General features: G+C 40.8%; 15 protein-coding genes. 7 read left to right on the top strand and 8 right to left on the bottom strand.

The window, feature by feature from the left end; translation table 11 throughout:
- Positions 1-253: 253 nt before the first annotated feature.
- The 3 genes from dnaE to PARA125_RS00065 are packed head-to-tail and all read left to right on the top strand — an operon-like array spanning position 254 to position 5629.
- Complete coding sequence (dnaE, locus tag PARA125_RS00075) at positions 254-4018, top strand: DNA polymerase III subunit alpha (protein ID WP_213156705.1); 3765 nt, start codon at positions 254-256, stop codon at positions 4016-4018.
- A 56-nt stretch (positions 4019-4074) separates the two neighbouring features.
- Positions 4075-5073 carry a tetratricopeptide repeat protein gene (locus tag PARA125_RS00070; RefSeq protein ID WP_213156704.1) on the top strand — a complete coding sequence of 333 codons (999 nt, stop codon included), beginning with the start codon at positions 4075-4077 and terminating at the stop codon, positions 5071-5073.
- Positions 5054-5629, top strand: a complete 576-nt coding sequence (locus PARA125_RS00065) for a hypothetical protein (protein ID WP_213156703.1) — start codon at positions 5054-5056, stop codon at positions 5627-5629. Before PARA125_RS00070 ends, PARA125_RS00065 begins: the two co-directional genes overlap by 20 nt.
- 377 nt (positions 5630-6006) lie before the next feature.
- Here the strand turns inward: PARA125_RS00065 and PARA125_RS00060 are convergent, their stop codons facing one another.
- Positions 6007-6441, bottom strand: coding sequence for a hypothetical protein (locus tag PARA125_RS00060; protein ID WP_213156702.1), 435 nt, complete (start codon positions 6439-6441; stop codon positions 6007-6009).
- Positions 6442-6613: 172 nt separating this feature from the next.
- Between PARA125_RS00060 and PARA125_RS00055 the strand changes: the two genes are divergently transcribed.
- The 3 genes from PARA125_RS00055 (at position 6614) to PARA125_RS00045 (ending at position 10173) form a co-directional block, all read left to right on the top strand.
- Positions 6614-7903 carry a D-alanyl-D-alanine carboxypeptidase family protein gene (locus PARA125_RS00055; RefSeq protein ID WP_213156701.1) on the top strand — a complete coding sequence of 430 codons (1290 nt, stop codon included), beginning with the start codon at positions 6614-6616 and terminating at the stop codon, positions 7901-7903.
- Positions 7904-7914: 11 nt separating this feature from the next.
- Positions 7915-8949 (top strand): aldo/keto reductase, encoded by a 1035-nt coding sequence (locus PARA125_RS00050; protein WP_213156700.1) that lies wholly within the window; start codon positions 7915-7917, stop codon positions 8947-8949.
- Between the two features lie 324 nt (positions 8950-9273).
- Entirely contained in the window at positions 9274-10173 is a 900-nt protein-coding gene (locus PARA125_RS00045; protein ID WP_213156699.1) for a hypothetical protein, read from the top strand.
- Positions 10174-10280: 107 nt separating this feature from the next.
- On the opposite strand, the gene rsmA is transcribed toward PARA125_RS00045, so the two are convergent.
- The 5 genes from rsmA to PARA125_RS00020 form a co-directional block, all read right to left on the bottom strand.
- On the bottom strand, positions 10281-11129 hold the full coding sequence (gene rsmA, locus PARA125_RS00040; protein ID WP_213156698.1) for a 16S rRNA (adenine(1518)-N(6)/adenine(1519)-N(6))-dimethyltransferase RsmA: 849 nt from the start codon (positions 11127-11129) through the stop codon (positions 10281-10283).
- Between the two features lie 12 nt (positions 11130-11141).
- Entirely contained in the window at positions 11142-12206 is a 1065-nt protein-coding gene (locus PARA125_RS00035) for a peptidylprolyl isomerase (protein ID WP_213156697.1), read from the bottom strand.
- Positions 12207-12620: 414 nt separating this feature from the next.
- Positions 12621-13433: an NADPH-dependent 7-cyano-7-deazaguanine reductase QueF gene (gene queF / locus PARA125_RS00030; protein ID WP_213156696.1), complete on the bottom strand. Its 813-nt coding sequence runs from the start codon at positions 13431-13433 to the stop codon at positions 12621-12623.
- A 58-nt stretch (positions 13434-13491) separates the two neighbouring features.
- Entirely contained in the window at positions 13492-16521 is a 3030-nt protein-coding gene (pknD, locus tag PARA125_RS00025) for a serine/threonine-protein kinase PknD (RefSeq protein ID WP_213156695.1), read from the bottom strand.
- 413 nt (positions 16522-16934) lie between these two features.
- Complete coding sequence (locus tag PARA125_RS00020; RefSeq protein WP_213156694.1) at positions 16935-17333, bottom strand: hypothetical protein; 399 nt, start codon at positions 17331-17333, stop codon at positions 16935-16937.
- A 430-nt stretch (positions 17334-17763) separates the two neighbouring features.
- Here PARA125_RS00020 and PARA125_RS00015 point away from each other — a divergent pair, with 430 nt between their 5' ends.
- Positions 17764-20208 (top strand): phosphoketolase family protein, encoded by a 2445-nt coding sequence (locus tag PARA125_RS00015; protein ID WP_213156693.1) that lies wholly within the window; start codon positions 17764-17766, stop codon positions 20206-20208.
- Positions 20209-20435: 227 nt separating this feature from the next.
- On the opposite strand, the gene PARA125_RS00010 is transcribed toward PARA125_RS00015, so the two are convergent.
- Entirely contained in the window at positions 20436-21848 is a 1413-nt protein-coding gene (locus PARA125_RS00010; protein ID WP_213156692.1) for a lipase maturation factor family protein, read from the bottom strand.
- Positions 21849-22027: 179 nt separating this feature from the next.
- Positions 22028-23008 (bottom strand): patatin-like phospholipase family protein, encoded by a 981-nt coding sequence (locus tag PARA125_RS00005; protein WP_249274085.1) that lies wholly within the window; start codon positions 23006-23008, stop codon positions 22028-22030.
- Positions 23009-23616: the final 608 nt, after the last annotated feature.

Raw genomic sequence — 23616 nt, 5'->3', positions numbered from 1 at the left:
TGCCTAATTTTAAATAATTTATATGTTTTTTAGCAATATCAACTTTAAGCGATAGGCAATCGGATTTTCCTATACGTTTCTTAATCTGTACTCCTATCCTTACCTAAGTTACGTGCAATTAGGTCTACTATAAAGGAAGGAAGGCTTCTTTTAAAAATAATTGTTCACGTATTTGAAGAGATAAATCCTAACATTCAAAATAGGTTGTTTGGTATTCTTTTTATCGACATTAATCGAATTTTAAAGGGTTCTTATGTGGGTCGCATTACATGTTCATTCCCAATATTCCATTTTAGATGCATCGGCTTCCATTAATCTGATTGCCGAAAGAGCCGCGCAATTTAAAATGCCCGCGGTTGCTTTAACCGATCATGGAAATATGTACGGAGCTGTAGAATTTTATAAAGCATGCCGGGAAGCCCAGGTTAAACCCATTCTTGGATGTGAAGTCTATGTGGCTCCCGAATCTCGCCATGATCGAAAAAAAATCGGAAACCGTTCTGACTTTCATTTGACCCTTCTTGCTAAAAATATGCAGGGTTACAAAAACCTTTGTAAGCTTGCTTCTATCGGCTTTTTAGAAGGTTTTTATTACCATCCGCGCATTGATCACGCAGTATTAGAGCAATATAAAGAGGGGCTCATCTGCCTTTCGGGATGTTTAAGCAGCCGCTTGTCTAATGAAATTTTGCAAGGGAACCCAGAGAGTATTCGAAAACACTTGGCATGGTATAAGAATTTGTTTGGAGAGGACTACTACTTGGAGATTCAAAGGCACACGATGTCGGAAGAAAATCTCCATAAAGATGGGCTTTACCAAGAGACGTGGCTGCTGCAGAATTATCAGGAATATATAGAAAAGCAAGCCAAAGTGACTCAAGCTCTAGTCGAGCTTTCCCAAGAATTCAAGATTTCATTAGTGGCTACAAACGATAGCCACTATATTGATCGGGAAGATTGGCGAGAGCACGAAATCTTATTAAATGTTCAATCGGGAGAACCATGTGAAATCTTAGAAAAAGATGCGATGGGAAATCCTAAATTTCGGCAGCTTAACCCCAAGCGGAGGGTTTATTCTTCGCATGAATGCTATTTTAAATCGCCGACGCAAATGCAAGAAGTTTTTAAAGATCTGCCGCAAGCTCTTGCTTCTACTCTAGAAATTGCAGACAAATGTGATGTTCAACTCGACTTCAAAACGAAACATTATCCCGTGTATGTGCCCCCTTTTTTAGAAGGGCAAACTTACACCAAAGAAGAGCGTGCTCAAGCTGTTGAAAAATACCTATGGGAACTTTGCGAGGAAGGCATTAAAAAACGTTACGATGCTGAAAAACTCGCGAAGATTCAAGAGATTTTTCCCGATAAAGATCCCATGCAAGTTGTGCGGGAGCGGCTAGAATATGAGATGGGCATTATTGTTCCCAAAGAAATGAGCGATTATTTGCTCATTGTCTGGGATTTCATTAATTGGGCTAAGAAGAATGAGATCCCTGTAGGCCCTGGACGTGGTTCTGGAGCAGGCTCGATTGTTTTATACCTGATCGGGGTGACTGATATCGAACCCTTGCGTTTTCACCTTTTCTTTGAACGCTTTATTAATCCTGAACGTCTTTCTTATCCTGATATAGACGTAGACATTTGTATGGATAGGAGAGGCGAGGTGATTCAATACACCTTGGAAAAGTATGGCAAGGACAATGTGGCCCAAATTATTACCTTCGGCACAATGAAAGCGCGCATGGCGATTAAAGATGTGGGTCGTGTGCTAAGTATTCCTTTATCAAGAGTCAATGAAATTGCCAAACTTGTCCCGGAAGACTTAAATATCACTCTCGAAAAAGCCTTAGAGAAAGATCCCGATCTTCGCGCGATGTATGAAACAGATGAAGATGCCAAGCGGATTATTGATATCGGGAAAAAATTGGAGGGCTCTATTCGTAGCACGGGAATCCATGCCGCAGGCATTATCATTAGCGGAGAGCCCCTTTCCTCAATTATTCCTATTTGTAACGCGAAAGACTCCGACATGCCGGCAACCCAATATTCGATGAAACCTGTCGAAATGGTGGGGATGCTAAAAGTGGACTTCTTGGGACTCAAAACCTTGACTGCTATTCAACAGTGTGTAGCTTCAGTACAAGCGAGTACAGGAAAGAGGATTGATTGGGTCAATTTGCCGTTGGACGATGCGCGCACTTTTGACTTGCTTAACCAGGGTAAAACTTTAGGCGTATTTCAGCTTGAATCTGCCGGTATGCAAGACTTAGCTCGACAGCTGCATTTAGATAAATTTGAAGAGATCATCGCGGTGGGTGCCCTTTATCGCCCAGGGCCTATGGATATGATCCCTTCCTTTATTAACCGCAAGCATGGGCGGGAAGCCATTGAAAATGACCACCCATGGATGAAAGACATTTTGGCTGAAACCTATGGAATTATGGTTTATCAAGAACAGGTGATGCAAATTGCGAGTAAACTGGCCCGCTACTCTTTGGGAGAAGGGGATGTCTTGCGACGCGCCATGGGAAAAAAGGACATGGCGCAAATGGCCCAACAAAGAGAAAAGTTTCGATTAGGGGCACTTGAAAATGAGATCGATGAAGAAACCTCTATGTTAGTCTTTGATAAAATGGAAAAGTTTGCTGCCTATGGATTTAATAAATCGCATGCGGCGGCGTATGGCTATCTTTCCTATGTGACAGCTTATCTGAAAGCCAATCATCCAAGAGAGTGGATGGCTTCTTTGATGACATGTGATAGCGATGATTTAAGTAAAGTTGCCAAGTTTATTCGAGAAGCCCAAACCATGGGGATTGCCATTCTCCCTCCCGATGTTAATGAAGCGGAATCCACTTTTATTGCGACCCCTCAAGGGATCCGATTTGCCATGAAAGGGATTAAGGGGGTGGGAGAGGGCGTGGTAGAAGCGATTGTCCAAGAGCGGAATCGACGCGGCCCTTTTACCCATTTTTACCAATTTTTTAAACGGATTGATTTGAAAAAAGTGGGGAAAAAAAGTATCGAAAACCTGGTGGATGCCGGAAGTTTTGATTTTACAGGATGGTCTCGGGATGCCTTGCGTCTAAGTATCGATCCGATGTACGAAACCGCCCTTAAAGAAAAAAAAGAAGAACAGTCTGGCGTTTTGACATTTTTCGACCGTATGGGAGCGACTTCAGAAGCAAAATTTAGCTTTGCTCCCCCTGTTAAAAATCCCACTACAAAGCAAAATATCTTATTAAAAGAGAAAGAATTATTAGGGTTTTTTCTGACTGGGCATCCTTTAGATAGCTATCAAGAGTATATGCAACGCCTATCATGCGTCAATTTTGCCGCGATAGATAGCTTAAATCACGATGCCGTTTTTAGATCAGCAGTTATCATTGAATCTGTGCAATTGCGCTTGTCAGCTAAGACGCAGAAAAAATTTGCCATTCTTCGGATTAGCGATGGGATTGAAAGCTATGAATTGCCCATTTGGCCCGATTTATATGAACAGAAAGGGGAACTTCTTAAAGAAAACCAACCTTTATATGTGGTTTTACAAGTTGAAAAAAAAGAAGAAGCTGTTCGGCTATCCTGCCGTTGGCTAGATGATCTCACTAAAGTTGATGAGGCGATGATAGAAGCTTGCGATAAAGCCTACGATCGGGCAAAATTTCAGGCAGCGAGAGCGTTTCCTCAAAAAAGTACACCATCTGCTGGCCAAGATAAAGGAGGCAGCATGTCAAAAAATGTCGCTCCACTTAAGCCGTCCGACTCTGTGAAATCTCCTAAAGAACGCACTTGTGTGATTACTCTCGAAATGGAGAAAGTTAGGCATAGTCAAATTTTAAAAATTAAAAAAATATTTTCCGAGCATCCGGGAAATGTTCCGGTAGAACTCCATTTCGTGATAGGGACGCGCGGATTTGCCTCTTTGTATCTCGATTTATCTTCGGGAATTTCGCTCACTCCTCAATTAAAGGAAGAGCTTAAAGGGGTGGAAGCGATTAAAGATGTGCAAGGAGATTGACAGGAAGCTTTGGCTCCTGTAAACTTTAGGTTTTATTTAATAGGGAAGTCATTGAGATGAAAATATTTAAATGTTTATTGAGTGCTTTTCTTACACTAGGTGGGATTGCTAATTTAGAAGCAGGGTATGTCTTTAAAAATGGACGTTTTATCCATACCCAAGAGATCGCTACGCAGCCTATGCACGTGCATTACAATTTAGGGGTTCAAGCCTATAATCAAGAAAATTGGCACGAAGCTGCAAAACAATTTCATATTGTCACATCAAATTTTTCTTCCTCTTCGTGGGCTCAAGAAGCTCTCTTCTTTTTGGGAGTGGCTAATTTCCAGCTTGAAGAATTTGAGCTTGCTAATCGAGCCTTTACAGAATATTTATCCGCCCACGGATGCCCTGAACATTTTGAAACAGCAATCGAGTACAAATTCGCAATCGCTGAAAAATTCCGAGAAGGGGCGCGAAGACACCTTTTGGGTACTAAACAACTCCCAAAATGGGCATCAGGTGAGTCGCTTGCTTTACAAATTTACGATGAAATTATCGTCGCTGTGCCCTCTCTAGATATTGCGGCCCAAGCCCTTTATTCCAAAGGGCTATATCTTTGGGAGCTTAAAGAATTTCGCGAAAGTGTAGAGAGCTTTCAACTGTTGATTCGCCGTTTTCCCAAGCACGAGCTTGTTCCTGAAAGTTACGTGGCGATTTCACAAGTCTATTTGGACCAAAGTTCTGCAGAACTTCAAAATCCTGACATTTTGGCTTTTGCGGAAGTCAATAAGCGCAAATTTGAAAAAGATTTTCCGGGAGAAGAGCGTTTGCTTGAAGTAGAAGCAAATGTGGTAAAAATTAAAGAGATCTATGCACGTGGATTATTTGAAACAGGCTCTTTCTATGAAAGAAAAGGATATCCGAAAGCTGCCGCTATTTACTACCAAAATACGATTGCTAAGTTCCCAGGCACTCAAATTGCCGAACGGTGCCGCAAAAGGCTTTTTGCTTTAGGGGCTTGCTCGGATGTAAAATTAGCTACAGGGAAGCTAAATGGAACGGCGGAATTTTAAATTGCGACGCCTTATAGGAGGCTGGATTTTATTGCTCCTTTTTCTAGCCGGATGCGGTTATCGTCTAGCTGCAGGACCGGGCAGTTCCGGAAAAACGATTTCAGTCCCTTATGTTCAAGGGGATAGGGATGGATCTTTAACATCGGCTATTGTACGGGAGTTATGCAACAGTGGCTGTTATCAATATGCGACAGATCAAGGAGAGTTATCCCTTCTCGTTAAAATTGTCGAGGTGCATGATGAAAATATTGGATTTCGCTACTATCGCAAAAAACGGGGTAAATTGACGAACTCCGTCATTCCCACAGAAACCCGCGTATGGGCAAAAGTGGAGATTGCTTTAATTGACAATCGTTCAGGGGAGTATGTTTTAGGCCCGGCTCTCATTGAAACGAATGTGGACTTTGATCATGACTACTACTTAAATCTTCAAGGCATTAATGTTTTTTCCCTCGGCCAGCTGAGTGATGTGGATTCAGCCCGAGATGCTGCATGGGAACCTTTAAACAAAGCTATTAGCCAAAAGGTTGTAGACTATATTGGCAATAGTTGGTAGCAGAGATTATTATAGGGCTAAAAATTTTTCCCTAACTTAAGCCTATTTTACAACACGCCACGCCTTACAAAAGAAAATGCTTGCTACGTGAGGTAAATTCTAATGGCGCCCTCCAAGTAGGATTAGCTACCAAAGAGGCTCTAGTCAATATCATCCGCTTCTTGCTCGCCCGCAAAAAAAGCAGATACGCAAGTTGTTATTAAAGATCTTGGAAGCCCTTATAACCTTTTAACAAAGGCCCATAAAGAGGCCTGCCAGCCTCCAAGGGGGCAAATTCTTGGAAGGATGGGATTTATTTTAAAAATTAGGGAGGAAGTGGATGACCATAGAGAAAGCGATTAATTGCTTAACCTCAATTAAGGAGTAAAAAATAGGAGTCAGCTTTTTTGTTTTTTTAAACGGTTTAAAAATCCTTCGTTTTCTTGAATTTCATGTAAAAATTTTTCTAGGAGCCTAAACACAAGTCGTGAGGTGTTATAAACACCAGATGAAAGAAATCCCAATTCTAGCTGAATAAATTCCGGGTAATTAAGGGCAATCAGGGTCAAAGTCGTCGCCGGGGTATTTTCCGCTTTCTGGGGGATAACCCAAACCACAAAATGATCATTAACAAGGGTGATTTTTTCTTGAAATTCCGCTACGTGGAAGTAAAGGGTTAAAGCTGTAGGATTTCTGTATTCGAAAAAAGAATCTAAAAGATCAAATTTAGCGAGTAAAAAGAGATCCACGGGGATTATTCCATCCGGTAGCCAATAAGGAAGATTTTCGGCGTATTTTTTAAAATATTCATCTAATTGGGCTAGTTGCTTCATGCTTTTATCTCCGCTTTTGCAGATATCCAAGATAAAAGCAACTTAAATGCCAATCATGGCCTTAAAGCATTTTTAGGAAACTTGTAAAAGAAAGGAGATCATTTTGAATTGGAATTCTTTTTGCTTTTCAAGTAAATTAGGAGAAAAGAAGAACCCAAAATGCTTTTAAAGGATGTTTACACAAATTTATTTTTTTATTTCCCTTCTATTTGTATTGTTTTCCCCCCTTAACCTTTTTTCAGAAACTTTGGATGTAGCAGTAGAAGCAGAAGCCGCCATTTTAATGAATGCCGAGTCAGGAAAAATCCTTTACGAGAAGAATATCTATGCTTCTTACTTCCCGGCAAGTATTACTAAGATAGCAACAGCCGCCTATGTTCTTAAGTTTTTCTCAGATAAGCTAGACGTCTTAATTTCAGCCGACCAAGATTCCATAGGGTGGGTCACGGAAGAAGCCAAAAGAAAATCCAACTATACACTCCCGGCTTATTGGCTCGTACCTGGTGGAACTCACATGGGTATTATAAAAGACGAGCAACTCTCCTTAGAAGATTTGCTGTATGGCCTCATCCTGGTTTCTGCCAACGATTCTGCTAATGTGATCGCGCAATATATAGGAGGAACAGTTCCAGCTTTTGTGTCTCATCTCAATGCGTATACCAAACAAATTGGATGTAAACACACAACTTTTCAAAACCCCCATGGTTTGCATCACCCCGAGCATAAAACCACGGCATATGATATGGCTCTTATAGCAAAAGAAGCGCTTGGTATTCCTGCATTTTGCAAAATGTTTGGGACAGTTAAACATACAAGATCTCAAACAAATAAGCAGGAGCCCTCCGTTTTAGTTCAAAATCATCCTCTTTTAAAGCAGGGGAAATTTTACTATGCCAAAACACTTGGGGCAAAAACAGGCTATACCACTTTAGCAGGCCATAACTTAGTCGCGGTAGCTAAAGATAAAGAGCGTACTTTAATTGCTGTTCTATTAAAAACCAAAGAAAGGGATCAACTTTTCAAGGATGCGATTAAATTATTTGAAACAGCCTTTCAGCAGCCAAAAGTAGAACGTCTGCTTTTAAAACAAGGAGTTCAAAAATTTTCTCAAAACCTACCCTGGGCTTCCAAACCGCTAAAAGCTTATTTAGAGGAAGATGTCAAAATAACGTATTACGCTGCAGAAGAGCCGGAATTACAATGCTCGCTTGAATGGTTAAATTTGCCGCCTCCCATTCAAAAAGGGCAAGTGATCGGGCAAGTGTATTTGACAGATAAAGAAGGGAGCTTAAAAAAGTATGTTTCTCTAAAAGCAGGGGAGGATCTCTCCATAAGCTGGGCTTTCTGGATGAAGCAATATTTTGAGAAGTCTTCATTTTTAATAAAAGGGATGAAAGTTTTTGGGATAATTTGTATTTTGATTTTTTTGGGGGGACTAGGATTTCAACTTAGAAGACGTTAGGAGAATCTCACATGGAATATAGGCAGTTAGGATACTCTGGTTTTAAAGTGCCTGTCTTAAGTTTTGGGACCGCTACTTTTGGAGGGGGAAACGCATTTTTTAAAGCATGGGGAAACACAGATGCTAAAGAAGCTTCTCGCCTGATAGATATTTGCTTAGAAAGTGGATTAAACATGTTTGATAGCGCAGATATCTATTCGAATGGATTAGCAGAAGAAGTTTTGGGGCAAGCAATTAAAGGGCGGCGAGAAAAGGTTTTGATTTCTACTAAAGCGACATTCCGATTTGGCTCAGATCCTAACGATGTAGGTTCTTCTCGCTATCATTTAATCAAGGCGTGTGAAGGAAGCCTCAAACGTCTCGGCACGGATTATATTGATCTTTATCAAATGCATGGTTTTGATGCCATGACTCCTGTTGAAGAAACGTTGAGCGCTTTAGACACCCTCATTAAAAGTGGAAAAATTCGCTATATAGGCTGTTCCAATTTCTCTGGGTGGCATCTCATGAAATCTTTAGCTACCTCAGAAAAATATGGCTGGGCGCGCTATGTGGCCTATCAAGGGTATTATTCCCTCATTGGACGTGACTATGAATGGGAACTCATGCCTTTAAATTTGGATCAAAAAGTAGGTTTAACTGTTTGGAGCCCCTTAGGTTGGGGACGATTGACGGGAAAAATTCGTCGCGGTCAGCCATTGCCAGGGATAAGTCGTTTGTCTGCTACGAGTGATCTAGGTCCGCCGGTGGAAGAGGAATTCTTATATAAAGTGGTGGATGCCCTCGAGGAAATAGCTAAAGAAACAGGTAAATCAATCCCTCAAGTCGCATTAAATTGGCTGTTACAGCGTCCTACCGTAGCTAGCATTATTGTGGGAGCTCGCGATGAGCAGCAGCTAAAAGATAATTTAGGGGCCGTAGGTTGGAATTTAACTCCAGAGCAAGTTAAAAAACTAGATCTGGCGAGCGAGCGAACGCCTATTTATCCTTATTGGCATCAAAAAGGTTTCGAGGAAAGAAACCCTTCTCCTATTAAAATAGTTTAAATCACTAAATTTAGATTTATTGACTGAAAAACATAGTTAAAATAGAATAGTTGGTTAATTTGTTTTATTTTAACTATGTGTATTAAATCCAGCTCCATTTCTTCTGCTCTCTTTTTTGAAACTCATAACGGTTATAACCGAGCTTATGACAGAGGTTCTTTTTATTCGGCGAGGGAGGAATCGAAGAACTCCCAAAATGCTCGTATAGATTTAAAACACAAGATTCTTGCTTTTTCGAAACTTTCTTTTATAAAAATAGGGGGTTTTTTTCAGCGAGCGCATGATTCCCAAATTCCCCGCAAACTTCAATCGTTAGAGCTTGGGGTGGAAGCGGCAAGGGTTATTTTTTCAGCTGTGGCTAAACTAGACGGTGTAACCAGTGCATTAGGAAATATCATAAAAAATGTAAGCCAAGCGATATCGCACTTTATTTTAGAATCTAAGTTCGTTTATCACACGCTGAGTGTGCTTAAATTGCTTCCTATTATGGGGATACCTTTAGCCATTTATGATATTGCTTTACACTTGATTAAATGTATAAAAGGGACAATGGATGAAAAGATTGAAGCTTTCCTTCTGATGGCGGCAGATTTTGGCATTATTGGAGAGTGTACGGCCACATTTGCACATGGCTTACAAAGAGTGGGAGCTATCACAAAGCATGCAATCAGCTGGACGACTCCTATATTTGCAGTCAGTTTGGTCTTTTCAGTTGCCACCCTTATTTCCTATATGAAAGGTTGGGGAGAAAGCATTTGGATGCTCCGCCAGCTTTCAAAAAAAGTGCAGGGGGCAGAGGAAAAAACAATCGAAGACTTTCGCCCTCTATTTGAGTACTTACAGAAAAAAAATAACCGCTTTTTAAAAAAGCAATTTCGCCTGGATCCTATTCATCTAAGAGGTAAATTGCATACAGCCTGGGAAAACGCTCAACAAGTGTTTCAGGTAGCTGAAGCTACTAAGCTTGAAAAAGAGCTCGCCCTACTAAAATTGTCAAAAATAGTCAAATCGATAAAGCAGCAAACTATAGCACGGGTTGCAATTCAGTCTTTAATGATTAGTTCTTGCCTGTTTGGGGTAGTAAGTGGATTTTTGTTCCTTTTCACTCCAGCTGCTCCTGTCGCTTATGGATTAATGGCTAGTGGAATGGCTTTATCTTTAACCAGTGTAGCGGTTGGAGCCTATAGCAACTTTCGCTTCAGAAAAAACCTGGAGATTCAGTGAACAAAGTCTGCCCTAAATTTTGTACAAAGGCGATTTATTTGGATAAAAAGGAAGGCGAATATTTGTTTAATGCGCGTTTTTAAAAAGAAACAAGCTCTCGCAGCTGCTTAGATGGCCATTTTCTCTAAAAAAGCAAATAACTTCAAATAATCCTCCAAGCTTAAATCTTCCGCTCTTGCCATAGGATTTAAGCTGATTCCCATTAAAGCTTCTGCCACCAAACTAGGCTTGTAAATAGGTTTTAGAGCACTTTTTAACATTTTTCTTCGCTGTTCAAATGCCTTTCTGGTAAGAGCAAAAAAATCCTGCTGATCGACTTTGGGAGGCGATTTCAACTGGAGTGTTATCACGGCGGAATCGACTTTTGGAGCCGGGTAAAAGCACTGTTTTCCCACTTTAAAATTATAGGTAGGATGGGAGAAGAAATTAAGGAAGACCGTAAATGCGCTATACTCTCGAGAGCCTGGAGAAGCTGTAAAGCGCCGAGCGACCTCTTCTTGAACCATGACAGTGATAGTTGAAAAGAGGTTATGTAGAGGAACAAGTTCACTTAAAATGGAAGAGGTTAAATGATAGGGAAGGTTTGCAATGACTTTAGCTTTTTTGCCTTCTTTTAATGCAGGCTGTAACGTGTTTTCAATGGGAAAGTCTAAAATATCCTCGCAATAAACTTGCAAAGATGGCAGAGGAGTTTGCAATCGAATAAGAGCCTCCGCCAACTGAATGTCTTTTTCGACCGCAATGACTTTTGTTCCTGCTGCAAGTAAGCATTCTGTAAGAGAACCTGGGCCCGGGCCTATTTCAAGGATCACATCGTCTGAATTAACAGCGGCAGCTGCTAAAATCTTTCGCAAAATATTCCCGTCAATTAAAAAATTCTGTGACAAGCCTTTCTTAGGACGGATTCCCAAAGAATTCAAAAAAGCGAATAATTCATTTGGTTTATAGAGAGGCATAGGAAGCAGTAATTAATTTAACGAAAAAGGTTCAAAGTCTTTCGGAAGCGTTTCTCGTGCATTAATCTTGTTGACGCCGAAGCGGGCTCTCAGTTTTTCTAGGTATAAATGGGTTTCTTTGTTAATCGCTTCTTCTATTAAATTATTTTTAATTCTCTCTTTCATCTCATCATAAGAAGGGGCTCCGCCTGGTTTGAAGCTGTCTAAATAAAATAAGCGGTATACAGTGGATTTAGTTGCGCGACTTTTTTGAGCAATGGGTTTACTGTAATTTCCAGGAGATAAAGAGGAAAGGATCTGTTTATTTTCCTCGGTTACTTCGTTTTCCAAATGGGAAAGTTTAGTAGAGACACTTACTTGCGCCGCATCCTTTCCTAACCATATTTTGAGGCTTTCCTGCAAAGCTTCAGTTTTAACAGAGGAAGCTTGCAGATGTTGATAAATCTGGTTGGCAATTTCGGCCCCCTTGTCATCTTGCTCATCTCGAACGGAAATCATGTAGTAGCTCCATTCTTTAGGCCTCACGTTTTTTTGAGCATATTGTTCATAAGCCGCTTGAATGGCTTGAGGAGTGACTTGAGTTTGGGCTTTAGTATTCACCCGGTAGTAAAGCATCCGACGGATAATGATATCTCCTTTGATTGAGTCCCACGCTTCATCATAAGTCAGCCCAGCTTTATCTAAATTGTGAATGATATCGGGGCCAAACGTTTCTTCCATTTCTTGCCGGATATCCCCATTTGTTAAAGGAAGGTTCATTTCTTCAGCATCAGCGAGAACAAGCTCTTTATCAATCAAATCTTGTAAGACTTCTCCCCAGTGTGCTTGGTAAAATTGGTAGCGTGCTGCTGCGGAAGAGGCATATTCGGGAAAGTTGCGATAAAACACTAAATCCAGTTTTTTCATCACATCCATTACAGTGATGACTTTCCCGTTTATGGTGGCAAGTACACGGTTATTGACATGGATTTTTTCAGGCTGGCTCCTGAAAAGGGAGGGCTCTGCTGCTAGGGGAAATGTAGAGAAAAAAGCAGCAAAGGCCACAAGGAAAGGGAGAGTTTTTTTTGAAATCATCATTTTAAATCATAAAGTTTAAGAAGTTGTCCTTGAGAGATCATTATAAGCGAATAAAGCTTTATTGAGAAGAAGCGACTTCATAAAGTGTCGGTTTTATACAAAACAGATGGAACCTTTTATTTTTTGAAACGAGCAAAAGTTTATGAATTTAGCGTAAGCCTAGTAAGCTTAATGTCGACAGAGGTAAGCAATTATGCAGTTTGAAAGCCGAAGGCTCGAAACGTGGCTTGCTATTAGGAGAAATCAGATTGCTAAAATCGTTAAAAAACCGCTTAGATAAGCGAAGGAATTAGGAAAATAGGGGGCCCTTCACTTCTGCTTGCTTTAGAAGCGGATTTTAAAGCTATAAAATTAGTTGGAAAATCAAAATAGAATGCCTTGTTGCTTGAAGGTTCAAGTAACAAGCCGAAAGAATTACTGCCGATTTAGTCGAAGATTAGGAGGGGCGACTTCGAAATTCGAGCGAAAAGGGTTAATATCCAACCCTCCACGCCGCACATAACGGGCGTAAACGGTGAGTTTTTCAGGTTTGCAATGGGTAGAGATGTCGTGAAATATTTTTTCCACACAATCTTCATGAAAACCTGAATGATTGCGATAAGAGATAATATATTTTAAAAGGCCTGCGTGTTCGATTTTCTTACCCACATACCGAATTAACACTGTTCCCCAATCAGGTTGTCCAGTCGCTAAGCAATTAGATTTAAGGAGTTCGCTATAGACGGCTTCTTCTACCTCTTCTTGAGGTGCGGTCGATAAAAATTCAGGGAATACAGAGTAAGTATCTGTTTCGATCTCTAACCCATCGAGACAAGTCCCCGAAAACTCGTGCAGCGATTGCTTTTTAAAATCTGAGGGAGAATATAGTTTTACTTTAACTGAGCCGAGAGAAACGTTGGAAAGGTCTTGCTCTAAAATCTCTTGAAGTTTTTCTAATGAACGGACTTTAGTTTGATTGAAAGAATTTAAATATAATTTAAACGACTTAGATTCAATAATATTTGGCGTATCATAGGGAAAATGGAACTCCCCGAACGCAATCTGGGGTTTTCCTTTTTCATCTAGCCATGAAACTTCATAGGAATTCCAAATATCCATTCCAGTAAACGGGAGGGTAGAGAGACCAATTTTACTGCGGGCCAGTGTGCGAGGAATTGCAAATAACAACCCTGGAGAATATAACGTTACATACTTTGTTTGCTTTCCTAAAGGGGATTGATCTAACATAGAAGGCCTACGGGATTACTTCGGAAATAGAGTAGCACAGAAGAGGATTTTGGTAAAGTTAGGGGATTTTAACTGATCCATCAGGCGCTAAGTATTCTAAATTTTTTAAATTTTGATAATGATGCGATTTAGCTTGATCTCCGGCGCAATGATAAAATAAAGCAAGCTGACGATAAAGCATTCTTTTTTCCCACAAAAAGGCCCGTTGAAACCAGGGTTGTTTTTCGCCTGCTTTTCCGCGCAGATAATGCATAAATAGCGACCATGTGCGTGGGTAGGGGACTTCTAAATTAACCGAGAAATGGGCAAAAGCAATTTCCTTTCCTTCAGTCGCATATAACCAGCAACCGTATAAAAAATGAAGGAGGTTTTTATCTTGAGTTAACATATCCATGGGGAAGCTATGCAAAAGTTCTCCCGCTTTTTTCCAATCATTAGTGTACAAATAGTAGGAAATTTCCAGGCATTTAAAGCGAAAATTTGCAACTTCTGAAAGGGGGTACTGGCGCGCTTTTTCTTGGAAAAACGGAATGAGATCGCGTTGGTCCTCGTCATTTGCGCTAATTGTCAAATAGCAAAGCATCCGCTCTTCATCAGGAGACATATGGGAGCTTTTTAAGGAATCCACAAAGTCGGCTGCTGTTTTTCTCAAGCCTTCTTTCTTTAGCATGATGCCAAATTTCAATACCCGCAGTGTGGCCTGAAAATCTAAAGAGGTATACTCCAAAAGGTCTTTATTCTCGATTTGCGTTATTTTTTTAGCGGCAAGTTCCCAGGCCCCAAGCTCTAAAAGAGAATATAAGGCATTTCCGATTGTTTCTACGGCAAAGGGACGAAAAACTAGAAGATCGTCAATAATTTCAAGAAGAACATAGGGCTTTGCCAGCCAAAAAGCGATTTGCATAGAAAAAAAATGGAGGGAAATTTGAGGAATCGTTTCGAAGTGTTTTTCTGGAAGCATAAATAGCAAAGGCTCCCAGTGTTTCTGCAAGCTTTGAAAAAGTTTTTTGGTGTTGCGATTTTCAACTACTTTGGGTAAGTGAGTGGTTACTAATAAAATAAATTGATAAGTGGCTTTGCGGTTGTATCTGGAACATTCGTGCATGCGAAACACAATATGCTCTTGCAAAAGGGGAAGCAGAGGGTGATGGGGGTATCGTCTAATTGCAAGTTCGTGGCACTTGACTTCCTCGTCATACTCATGTAGGGCTTGATAAACCAACGCTTTTCCCAAATATTCTAAAGGAGCTCCAGGCGTGCCGCGCAATTTTTGAAATTCATCTAACGCCGCGTCGTAAGTTTGGCTTTTTTCAGCTGGATCTATTAAAGAATTGGCTTGTTCCAATAAAGTAATGCCGGCTCGAAACATGGCTTCCCGTCCCTCAGCCCTACCAGGAAAAGAATAACCAATACGTCGATATTCGGTTAAGGCCGCTGCATAGTTCTTATGGGCTAAGAAGGCATCTGGAACAACAAGGCAGTTGACCATAATATTTTGGTTCCCCACATGCACATAAAAATTTTTGATTTCAAAATCGGCATCGCGCGCAAGCAGGCCGATGTGGGTCCCTGTAAGAGGAAGGTGGCCGATATAAGAAAATTGTAAAACATCATTGATGTAGAAGTAGATGTTGTTATCAATTTTTTCGATACAAATATGATACCAGGTATTTTGATGGAGAAAAGTACTGGGTGAACTTACAACTTCAACGGTGGAGCGCAAAAGCTTGGTGGATTTATTTGTAGCTGTTCCTATCCATAGGCAGTACCCATCATTTAAGTTTTGCCTTTCAGCTGCCTCAGGAATGCTTAAAAGAAATCCTAAGCCGTGCCCTTGCTCACCAATTCGGACGTCTGCTTCGAGTTTGATGTTCCCTGTAAAAGAAGATCGGGAAATCATCAAGCTGACCCAATCTGAAACTTCGGTTGTTCGGGTAATAGCCATATGTTCTGCAATCAGAACATTTTCTTGAAATTCCCAGTCTTCTTTACAGGCAACATCTAATTCAGCAATAAGAAACCATTCTGAGCGCCCTTCAATGTAGTTTTCCAAATCTCGAATAAGTTCGTCAACAGTTTGATAGCGTTGATCAACTTGGATTTCTAGGCATTTGGTAACAATTTTGGAAAGAATTAAGGGGACATCTCGATAAGGTGCCATTTCCATAGGATCGATAAGCACTTCCTCATCCATTTTTTTTCGATACTCTTTGAGTGTCGTGCGTCTAAATGGAGGATATAAGGTCAAAAGTTGATAAAGAATGACTCCTAGGGAATAGATATCTGTTTGGACAGTTGCTTCTCCCCCTTTAGCTCTTTCTGGAGCCATATAAGAAACTGTGCCTACAACTTTTCCCACTTTAGTTAGCGTAGGGGAAATGGGTGTTTTTTCATTTTCACCTTCCTCTTCCTCTGGGTGGCGGATAATTTTTGCAAGACCCCAGTCCAAAATGACCACTTGGCCATATTGTCCTACGATAATGTTTTCTGGTTTGAGGTCTCGATGCAAAACTCCTTTAGCGTGGGCATAAGCTACCGCTTGGCACACACTGAGAAAGATCCGAATTAAAGAAGAGATGCTTCCTTGCTCTGCTTTTTCACCCCGTTTTTCTTGTTCGCGAGCTGTTCTTAAAATTTGTTTAAGCGTATTACCCTCTACAAAAGGCATTGTGTAATAAGTTGGAGTCTCTTTTGCTTGAATAGTATAAATGGGAATGATGGCAGGATGGGTAAGTTGGCTGGTGATCCTGGCTTCTTTTAAAAACCTCCGCGTAATGGGTGAGCACTCCACTAAGTCTTCTCGAATTTTTTTTAAGGCGATTTTCCTTCCACATGAGGGGTCATAAGCAAGTAGAACTTCCCCCATTCCCCCTTTTCCAATGGGATCTAAAATTTGGTAGGGACCGATTGAATATTTTATAGATTCTTCAGATGGGATATCTTCAGAAATGAGAGGAATCCATTCTTCCTCTTCTTTAGGGAGAACTTCTCCTTGCAGGGGGTGTCCACAAAAAGGGCAAAAACTAGCTTGGCGGTCTTTTTCGGAACGATATAAAAAAAATCGAGAATGGCAGCTTGGACAATGCATCAGATAAGAGGGGGTTAAAGTCTATTTGCCTGTTTTAATTTTTCCGTAACACCGGGTTTGGATGGAAGCATTTTTTTAATACCCGGATGCCTTAATTCTTGCTCAAAATATACATCGTTGTTGATGGTGGCTGAGGCACCTATCTGGCTGAATCATGCAGTTAAACTTCCTTCTCTCTTTCAGGCAACCTATCCCGAAATTTACAGGATAAAAATTCAAACTCTTCATCTTTTTGCCAGCTTTTGCTAAGCGAAAAGCTCGGAGGATATTTTGGGCTTTCCCAAAGATGGCTATTTTTTTACCTTTAGCTCGTTCTTCAAGCCCAACGTACCGGTATTCTTCGACTTTGCCTAAAAAAAAAATAGGAAGCAGAGGCTGACTTTTTTACAACACCAACATGGATTAAGGAGGAGTTATTTGTCATCCATTTTTTCTTTTTCGATTTCTGTTTTAATCTCTTCTTTTATTTCTTTTTTTAACGCACGGGAGCCTTCTTGTTCAATAGATTCAGTAAACCAATATTCCCGTACGACTAAATAGACACCGCCGATTACAAATAAAAGGGGCATTAATGTAGACCAGCTTATTTGAAATATGGTTGCCAAAAATAATCCTAAAAGGATAAATGACGAAATAGCAAAATCAAAAATGCGCCCTGTTAGATATTGCCTGACAGCTAAAGAACCCCATATCGCTAAAAGGATACCTGGCCACCACCTTTCCGATGAATACAGTAAAATCCCTAAGCAAATTAAAAAGACGCCATTTGCGATTGCATCAGCTTTACCTTTGGATAAAAGCGGCTCAGCCATAAGATGACTCCTGTGAAAAATGTGATTCTTTTACTAAAAAACTATCTTTTTATCCTGTCAAACTTTTTAAGGGGTTTTTTGAATTTGAGTGTCTTTTCAAGTCTTGAACTTGGGATAATGCCAAGCATCGGGCACAACCTGGCGGCAAGGGGAGTGAAGAAATTTTAGTCCTCCTAATTGTCAGGATGTTTTCCCCTTTATGGGAAATAGAGTAGTGATAACTAGATGATAAAAACGGGGGGTGCATTTTCTGTCTCCTCTATGCAGGATCACAAAATACCCTCCCATATTTGACCTATTTTTTCCAAACTAAAAGAGAAAAGAGAAGGATATTTAAAATTTTTCTGCCGGCGTTGGAAAAATTTGACAGCAAAGTTTAATTTCGTTTAAGCCTAAGATAGAGACAAAAACTTAATGGCGAGAAATAAGTATGACAAACCAATCGTCTGAATCATCAAGAGAGAGCCTTAAAAATGGGCACCCTCTAAATTGTTTAACCCCTGAAGAAGTTAGAAAAATTCATGCTTATTGGAGTGCCGCCAATTATCTATCAGTAGGACAGATTTACCTGCTTGATAATCCGCTCCTGCGTCGACCATTAAAAGCTGAAGATGTTAAGCCCAGATTGTTGGGACATTGGGGGACTACGCCGGGCCTAAATTTCATTTATGCTCACATGAATCGAGCGATTAAAAAGTACGACTTAGATATGATTTATTTGGCAGGCCCAGGACATGGCGGGCCGGGGTTAGTTGCGAATGTATATCTAGAAGGAACCTATAGCGAAGTCTATCCTAATATCACCCAAGATGAAGCGGGCTTAAAAAAACTGTTCAAACAATTTTCTTTCCCGGGAGGAATTCCTAGCCATGTGGCGCCTGAAACGCCCGGATCAATCCATGAAGGGGGAGAGCTCGGCTATGTACTGACACATGCTTTTGGGGCTGTATTTGATAACCCTGACTTGATTGCATGCTGCGTGATTGGAGATGGAGAAGCTGAGACCGGTCCCTTAGCTGCAAGTTGGCATTCTAATAAGTTTCTGAATCCCGTGTATGATGGCGCTGTTTTGCCTATTCTACACTTAAATGGATATAAAATCGCAAACCCCACTCTCTTAAACCGGATTAGCCGGGAAGAATTACAAAGTCTCTTAATTGGGTATGGCTATAAGCCTTATTTCGTAGAGGGGGCTGAACCGGAGCACATGCACCAGCTCATGGCAGCAACCTTGGATCAAGTGATTAAAGAAATTAAAGAGATTCAACACCATGCTCGCAAAGATGGATTTAAAGAGCGTCCTTTATGGCCTATGATTGTCTTAGCCACTCCAAAGGGATGGACAGGCCCTAAAGAGATTGATGGGAAAAAAGTGGAAGGTTATTGGCGCTCCCACCAGGTTCCCTTTGCAGAAATAGCCGAAAAACCTGAGCATTTATTGCGGCTAGAAGAATGGTTGAGAAGCTATAAGCCGGAAGAGCTTTTTGATGAAAACGGCTGTCTTCTCGAAGAATATGTAGAGCTTGCTCCCAAAGGAAAGCGGCGCATGGGAGCAAATCCCCACGCCAACGGGGGAGAATTGTTAAGGGATTTGCGGATCCCAGATTTTAGCGATTACGCCATTGATATCCCTGCTCCAGGCGTTGTAGTGGCTGAATCGGCTAGGGTCATGGGGACTTTTCTGCGCGATGTGATGAAGGCTAACTTAGATCAAAAAAACTTTCGCATAATGGGGCCGGATGAAACAGCTTCAAACCGGTGGAATGCATTATTTGAGGTGACCAATCGGATGTTTGCCGGCGAAATCGTGTCAGATGACGATCATCTTTCCCCAGATGGCCGCGTCATGGAAGTTTTAAGTGAACACCTTTGCCAGGGGTGGCTAGAAGGTTACCTATTAACGGGGCGGCACGGATTTTTCTCCTGTTACGAGGCTTTTATTCATATTGTAGATTCTATGTTCAATCAGCATGCGAAATGGCTAAAAACCACGCGCCATATTTCTTGGAGACGCCCAATTGCCTCCCTAAATTATTTTTTAACTTCCCATGTATGGAGGCAAGACCATAACGGATTTTCTCACCAAGATCCCGGCTTTATTGATCACGTGATGAATAAAAAAGCTGAAGTGATTCGCATTTATTTACCCCCTGACGCTAATACCCTTTTATCCGTCACGAACCATTGTTTGCAAAGTCGCAATTACGTCAACGTGATTATTGCGGGAAAACAGCCCGCTTTACACTATTTAACCATGGATGAAGCCATTAAGCACTGCACAAAAGGGATTGGAATTTGGAAGTGGGCAAGTAACGATTACGGTGAAGAACCCGATGTGATTATGGTCTCTTGTGGGGATATCCCAACGCTTGAGACTTTGGCTGCTATCGATTTACTTCGCAAGCATATTCCAGATATTAAAATCAGAATGATCAATGTGGTGGATTTGATGGTATTGCAGCCTCATACAGAGCATCCACATGGATTGACTGATCTGGAATATGATGACTTGTTTACTAGAGATAAGCCGATCGTATTTGCTTTCCATGGCTATCCGTGGCTGATTCATCGTTTAACTTATCGACGCGCCAATCATGAAAATCTGCATGTGCGCGGTTATAAAGAAGAAGGGACGACAACCACTCCTTTTGACATGGTGGTATTAAATGATCTCGATCGCTTTCACCTCATGCTAGATGTAGTAGAGCGAATTCCCCGATTTAGCAAAATGCGAGCCTATATCCGAGAATTTGTTGAAGGCAAATTAATCGATCACGCCCATTATATTCGCCGGGTTGGAGACGACATGCCCGAAATTAGGGATTGGAAATGGCCCTATGGATATTCATCAACATCCGCCCCCTACACAAGCTAAGTGCAGGTGTGCTTTTTGATCTTCAGTTGTAAATAATGGGGATTTAAAAGCTACCGCTATTAAAGAAAGCTCCTCCTCTTGAGGAGCTACTCAGGTTTAGAAGGGGGAAATGCTTCTTGAAACTGAATCGAGTATGCCTTCATTAAAGGAGGCAAGTAGTGAGAATAAACAAAGGGCGCTGAAAGAAAGTTATTTTGCACTTGAGGCCTTTTGCTAGACCGCTAGAACTATTTATCTTTCAAATGCATCACAGGGCCGTATTCGGCAATAAACGTTCGATTCCACCAGCATCCATTTTTTTGCCGTTCTTCATAACTCGTAAAGGTGTAATTATAAATGACAGAGCGAATATAGCGGGGAGGGGCGGAGGGAAAGGGGTTTTTGCGCAATAAGGCTGTAACGTCCGGCGTTCCTTTTAACAAGTGCACTAGAAAGTTTTTGAACCAAGGTTCAGCTCCGTATTGGGTAAAAGGCAAAAACCAAGCCTGCCAATCAAGCCTAGGCTGATAGGGAGAAATACGGCGTGGGCGGCGAGTAACTTCAGAGGGCTTGTATCGAAAAAGGTATTCTTCCCAATGAAACCCATCTTGGCTACCTTCAATGACAATTTCAAAACGCTTAGTTGTCATGACAGCAAAAATTCCATATCGATTGACCAAATGGAAAGGAGCTATATAGCGGAAAAATTTTTCCGCAAAAGGGTGGGGGAAAAATACATTCCATAGTCGCAAGCATTGCAATAAAAGCAAAATGCCACCAACCCCATTAATGAAGCTTACCAAGTATAAGGATGGCTCAACCCCTTCTATAGGGGTTGTCAAAATAGGTGATAAAATCCTGTTATTGAGAAGAATCATACAAAATATGGCAGTTAAATGGTTAAGAAAGGAAAAATTTCCAGTTAACCAAATTCCATATTGCAAAAAGACAAGCACAATAAAAGTGATCAGGCGGGTCTTTTCCCCAAGAAAAGCTCCAAAAGGAGCAATCAATTCGGCAAAAAACATGAATAAGACAGAAGTTTTGTGAAACCACAGCGGTAATTTATGCGCGTACCAGGCAATTGTATTTGGAAGAGGCTGGGTTTGATAGTGATAAGCAATAGCGGTTAAATTTCTCCACGAGGGGTCATTGCTTAGTAATTTGACCGCTCCAGCTTGAAAATGGAAGCGAAATAGAAGGAGGTTAGCGCTTGCCCAAATTAAATGGCAGGGCACAGGGGTTAAGCTCATGAAAAAAGCATGTACAGTCATTTCTAATAAAAAACCTTCCCAACCAAATGCAAGAAAGTCTTGCCCTCCTCCAACAATCGAAAGATATAAAAAATAAAGAAGGAATAATTGTACAGCAGGATGCCACCCTAACATTAAAAAAATCGAAGAAATAACGCCCAAACTTGTCAGCCCCATCAAGGCAGTATTGCTAGAATTAATCCAAAAAAGGGTAGGGGCATAATGAAGACGTTTGCGAAGGGGATAGTTTTTTAGAGAATTTAAATGTTCTTTTAAGGGTAAGATTCCCCGAATCCCAATGAGCCCTCGAATTTGGAAAAGAAAAGCGCCGAAAGCAAAAAAATAAATGAATCCCAAAAGCCGATAAAAAAGTTGGCAAGCAATTGTGTAAGATTCCGGATAAAACATACAAAGCCTTACAATTATTTGCTTTTTATATAAAAAGATATGAAAAGATTAAGCAAGAAATTTCTTGCTGAGTTTTAAGGGGTTCTTGTGAATAAGGGAGGATTGCTATTCGAGGAACTGCTCCAGGAAGCTCTCGAGCATTTAGGAAGGGAGGAATAAAAGAGGATTTCTTTTTTTATTTAATATTCGGAGCAAATTTGAGGGGAATAGCAATGTAATGTAACGGCTCTTTTTCTATCCCCATGGTTAGACAGATTTATCCCGGCTAAAAGGTCTTTTATCACAGGGATCTGTTCCCTTGTTGCCCGCCGGCCGGCTTCATAAATTTGCCATTTTCTTTTGTCATTGAATGTCCCCATCCCTACAGTTTTAGGTCGAATAATAATATCGCCGTGATGAGTGCAAATTTCATTTTGCCAAATAAAGGCAATTTCTGCGCTGCGAGTCGCAATTTGAAACAAATTAGAGGGGAACGTTTTGGGTAGAAGTTCGCAAAGGTCCACCGCAATCACTATATCTGCTCCTAAGTCTCTCGCCACCTTAGCGGGAACGGGGTTGACGACTCCTCCATCAATCAAAATGCGCCCTTTATGTTGGCAAGGAGCAAACATAAGGGGAATCGAACAAGAGGCTTGCACGGCTCTAGCTAAATCGCCAGAGCCGATAGGAACTAACTCCCCCGAATAAAGGTCGCAAGCAACGATGACTAGTGGGATTTTTAAATCGTCAAAAGTTTTGGCAGATAAATGTTTAGAGAGGGCGCTTTTCATCGATCGCCCCTGCGATAATCCATATCGACAATTCCAAAAATCGAAGTCTAATAAAGAGTCTGTCTTTACGTTCCAAATAATATCTTTTACTTTTTCAATGTCAAGATTGTCGGCATAAAGCGCCCCTACCATACTTCCAGCACTACATCCGACAATTAAGTCAATAGGGATACCTGCAGCTTTTAATTCCTCAATAACCCCCACGTGTGCAATACCTCTGATGCCTCCACTTCCTAAAACAAGTGCGACTCGAATTTTTTCAGGTAAGTAGATAATGCAGGGCGGATGCGGGCTTCCTGGCTCGGTATAATAATGGGAGGTGCAAGACGAAAGAGTAAAAGCCCATAAGAGGGCTAAAAGTGAAGAGCGATATATTTTTGTAAAGATCATGCTTGAAAACGAATAAAAATGGTTACGACACTAGCTAATGCCCTTCAATCTAATCAAATACTTCACAAAATGGAAGCCATTTTATCAAATGATTTCAATCGATGAGCATTCAGATTCCAAATTGATCGGCAAGGCGCCAAACAAGATGATCTGAAAGGTGTTTTTTTAGCTCTACCAGAAAAAATATCATAAATAAATAAAAAAAACATTAGAGAGAGAAAAGAGGCGATAGACCCCTTTTGAGATAAATAAGAGGAACTTTTTGTCATGCTTGCGGGGTAAGTTTATTTTTGAACTCAATGGTTAGGCTTCTCAAAAAAAACCAGGAAAAAAGAAAGGGGGTTGCAGAAATAATGGGCCATGTGGTATGTTTTTAGTTTCTTTCGCAAATAAGCGAGACGAAAAGCAAAGCCAAAGAGCGATGCAAAGTTTTTTGACAGTGAAGAAAAGACAATGTGCAAGCAAGATAAATTATAGAGCTTGTGTGAGGAAAGTTAGCGAAAGCTAACGACCCACATATTTAGAATATAACAAATACTCAAATTTTCAAAGTTTTTTTACTTGAGAATTTGATCTTGGTTCAGATTGAATGCTGACGGCGTGGATGA

The sequence above is a fragment of the Parachlamydia sp. AcF125 genome (assembly GCF_018342475.1).
Taxonomy (GTDB): domain Bacteria; phylum Chlamydiota; class Chlamydiia; order Chlamydiales; family Parachlamydiaceae; genus Parachlamydia.
The sequence above is the reverse complement of the archived record's forward strand: the minus strand, read 5'-3'. Positions and strand labels throughout refer to the sequence as shown.